Annotated in this window: 4 protein-coding genes and 1 pseudogene; all 5 read right to left on the bottom strand. The window is 38.4% G+C overall.

Annotated features, from left to right (window positions below; genetic code table 11):
- Positions 1-256, bottom strand: a 256-nt coding sequence (locus EI164_RS15195; RefSeq protein WP_192518970.1) for an IS1 family transposase, incomplete at its 3' end; no start/stop codon positions are given.
- A 407-nt stretch (positions 257-663) separates the two neighbouring features.
- A complete protein-coding gene (locus EI164_RS15190) occupies positions 664-1,362 on the bottom strand; it encodes a TetR/AcrR family transcriptional regulator (protein ID WP_192520790.1) in 699 nt (232 codons plus the stop codon).
- Positions 1,363-1,622: 260 nt separating this feature from the next.
- On the bottom strand, positions 1,623-2,642 hold the full coding sequence (locus tag EI164_RS15185; protein WP_192520789.1) for an endonuclease/exonuclease/phosphatase family protein: 1,020 nt from the start codon (positions 2,640-2,642) through the stop codon (positions 1,623-1,625).
- A 269-nt stretch (positions 2,643-2,911) separates the two neighbouring features.
- Entirely contained in the window at positions 2,912-3,424 is a 513-nt protein-coding gene (locus EI164_RS15180; protein WP_192520787.1) for a hypothetical protein, read from the bottom strand.
- Between the two features lie 48 nt (positions 3,425-3,472).
- Positions 3,473-3,623 (bottom strand): annotated as a pseudogene (locus tag EI164_RS17200) (IS30 family transposase); the annotation flags it as partial.

Below are 3,623 nucleotides of genomic sequence, written 5' to 3'. Positions count from 1 at the left end.
TGGTGCCCAATACTTTACCGATACTGACTGAGGCTATAATAGCTATGTCTCTAACACCGCAACCTCTAACCGTCATTAGCCGTATGATGTCTTCTATTTTAGAGTGACAGCCCTTATAAGTTAAGGCATGGTCACCAATGAATTGACGTTTGCAGTCCTTGCATTGGTAGTTCTGCTTGCCATAGCTTTTTATGCCGTTTTTCTTTAAACTGGGACTGTGACAGTCGGGGCAGCTGATATCTATTTGTGTCTTCATAACCTCAAATATATCATCTTGCTTTGGCTGTCACCCTCCTTTATTTCTTCAGCATACTTTCTGACACACCACCTGAAATCCCTTTATCTGAATATCGCACCTTACGTTGGGATATAAAGTTATTACCAGCGAAAAAATCAGCAGCCGTTGCATTTAATACCATGGTAGATTAAAACACTTATAACCTTCATAAATATGCGCATAGTAAGAGAAACGACTTACTAATAACACCCTCCTACAGAGATATAGTCGTGATACGTGCCATAAGCAAATGTCGACACCGACTCTGTAAAACAATCACGGCCAGATCTATCGACAAAAACATCGCTAAAAACAGTAAACACAAAAAAGCCAACATGTCATGTTGGCTTTTTTGTGTTTACATAGCTTCAATATTCTTTAACGCTCTACACTGATGATTTTTTACGTGGTAGCTTTTCTGGTAGATAGCAACGTAAGTAAGCGATGAATGCAATATTCGCTTCTTGGATATACTCATCAGTAATTTTTTGATGACGACGATAAGATAACGTAAATATAGAGTTGATAATGCTATAAGCAATCAACAACGTATCTTGAATATCATGGAAACCTGGCATTTCATAACGCTCTGACAAACGCTTATAAACCAAATCAATGATTTGATAGTTGATATCTTCACCGAAGCTATCACCTTCGAAATCAGGCGTATTGGTATCATAAATAAGCTTAGCTTTGGTTTCATCATTATGGAATATCGTCACACACTGATCGATGAGTGCCGTCAGATAACCCTGCCATCTATCATAATTACCAATATCAACTGTTTCTACGATCTCTAATATTTCAATAGCATTTAAAAAGCGTAATGCTAAAAATATTGCTTCGATATTAGGAAAGAAGTGATAGGCAGAAGCTCGTGGGATACCTGCTTCTTCACACACAGCGGCCAAAGTGATATCATTAATGGGCAGTGTTTCACTCAATTTTTTGGCACCCGCCAACAACTTTTGGCGACGTGCTCGACCTTGCTGACTCGTAAACTTAAATTTATTCGGTACAAGCTTTTTTGCTAGCTCCGAGTCTACCAACACATCTTCAATCTTTTCGTCTTTATTTTCGCTCATCATAGGCCTCTTAATATTACACCCTGTTTTATAGATACAAACTTCATTAGATAATATTAATTTTTATTTAAAAATTAAGCTATGTTAACTAACAATGTCACGCTAATATGCGCACCATCTCTAACGGAGAGGCATCATAAACGCTTGTACACCATCAAGCAAGGAAGATAAATAAGTTAAGTAATAGTAAAGTATAGGTCAACAATCTAATAGAGTTAACCATTTAATGCAATTCAATATATCAAACTTAATGATTAGGTTTAATTATTAAGTTTAATTTTTGCTCTTATAATACCATGATCGATGACTCTATCTGCATAATCCCACTTCAAATGATCATTAAAATAGTCCACCCGTTCAACCTGACCTAGCGAATACTTGCTGTCAGGCAAAAACTCTTCTGAAACAAATAGCTGGTCAATTATTTCTGGCATACCTTGATATATATGGGTATATGCCACATCTTTCATCCAACCATAACGCGCTTGAATACGAGCGGCATCGAATAGTGCAACATCACGCATGCTCTTATCATAATTGACTTCTCCAGTCTCCGCCATCAACTGAGTGGTCACACTACCCGTAACGTCATTCATATCACCTAACAGAATCAATGGCTCCTGAGTATGATGTAGTCTTTCAATGACAGACATGCGGATAGAAGCAGCTTCTGCAGCACGCATACATAAACTACGCAGTTTGGCACGAACTCGAATGTTTGGGTCATCCATATCTTCTAGTAAGTGACCTTTATCATCACGTAGAAAAAAAGCACGCTTACTTTTTAAATGTGCAGTAACAATCGTAATCGGTTGTCCATACGCATCAACACGCAAAATCAACGGTGGACGATTAAAGTGCTGATGAGGACCAATATCAGGAATATCAATCACCGCTTTTGGCTCAATGTCTGTTAATAAACTGCTTTCTAAATGTTTAAAACGACTAATAATGCCAACAGCAGGGGTATTTTGTGCACCTTTACCCTGCGTATGAGGACTAGAAACATCATTACTGGCTAGTGGCGCGACAACATGCTCGCGCTTAAACCCCAATGAAACAGCTAAATCTGTTAACGCTTGGCTGTCCCATACCTCTTGTACTGCAATGATATCAGCGTTTGCCTTTGCTAAAAGGCTACTAATACCACCTAACTTGTGCTCGTATTCATCATCACTGTAAGCAGGCGCATTGTCATAATAAATTCGATTTGGATTAGCAAAATTAAGTAAATTAGCAGTGGCTATATAAAACTGTTTGTCACTGTCATTATTAACCATAAATTACTCACCATTCTAATTATTATCAATTTCTTCATACATCATAAAATATATTTATAGTTAATAATATACAACAAAAAAGCTCCCAAAGATAACTTTAGGAGCGATAAAATAACATAAATCTTATTTATCTTGATTGTCAGTATAGTAAATTCTACAACCACACTAAATTTGGTAATGAGGTAGTAAGCTTATCTACTACTTACTTACTGTCAGTTAATCTTACTGTTAGATTAACCTCATCATCTAATACTCAAGAATAATCTCAATTAAGACACGCGATTCCATGCATCACGTGAAGCTTTACGTGCATCTTTCCACTCCATACGTGACTCGCCCTTGACTTCGTGCCATGAGCGTTCTAAATCTGCCTCATGATCTTCAAAACGAGCATCTACAGGATAGTTAGCACGATTAGCATAACCTACTGCGTACGCTGGATGTAAGTCACGATCAAAATCGTAACCTTCTTTATAGTAGTCCATGTTTGCATATTCTGCACGCCAGTAAGCTTCTTCGTGAGTAGGATCAATAGCCTCTGCTGCTGCATGACCTGCTCCGCCACCAACAACTGCACCAATAGCACCACCAATCAATGTTCCTAGTGGACCTGCCATCGTACCAATAGCAGCACCTGCGGCCGCACCGCCCACGCCACCAATACCCGTTCCTAATGGGTGAGAACCTGGTTCACCTGTGATGATGTCAGCATTTAAGTCTTGCTTACTCTCTTTTGTCATATGTTTTACTTCACTGCGCTCAATATCATCATAGTTACTCATATTATTATCCTTAAATTATTTGCTTAGATTAACACACCAAGTGCAACGCTAATTAATATTATAGAACGCCTGCATAGGCGTCTTAAACCCTAATCGTTTTCTTGGTCTGTTGTTTAATTTGTTCTCAATGTCCTGCATCTCATCATCAGAGACTTGTCTAAAGTCACAACCCTTAGGCAAGTACTCTCTGATAAGGCCG

Origin of the sequence: Psychrobacter sp. FME13, assembly GCF_014861395.1 — a bacterium.
In the GTDB taxonomy this organism is placed as follows: domain Bacteria; phylum Pseudomonadota; class Gammaproteobacteria; order Pseudomonadales; family Moraxellaceae; genus Psychrobacter.
This window is presented reverse-complemented; position numbering and strand designations above follow the sequence as displayed.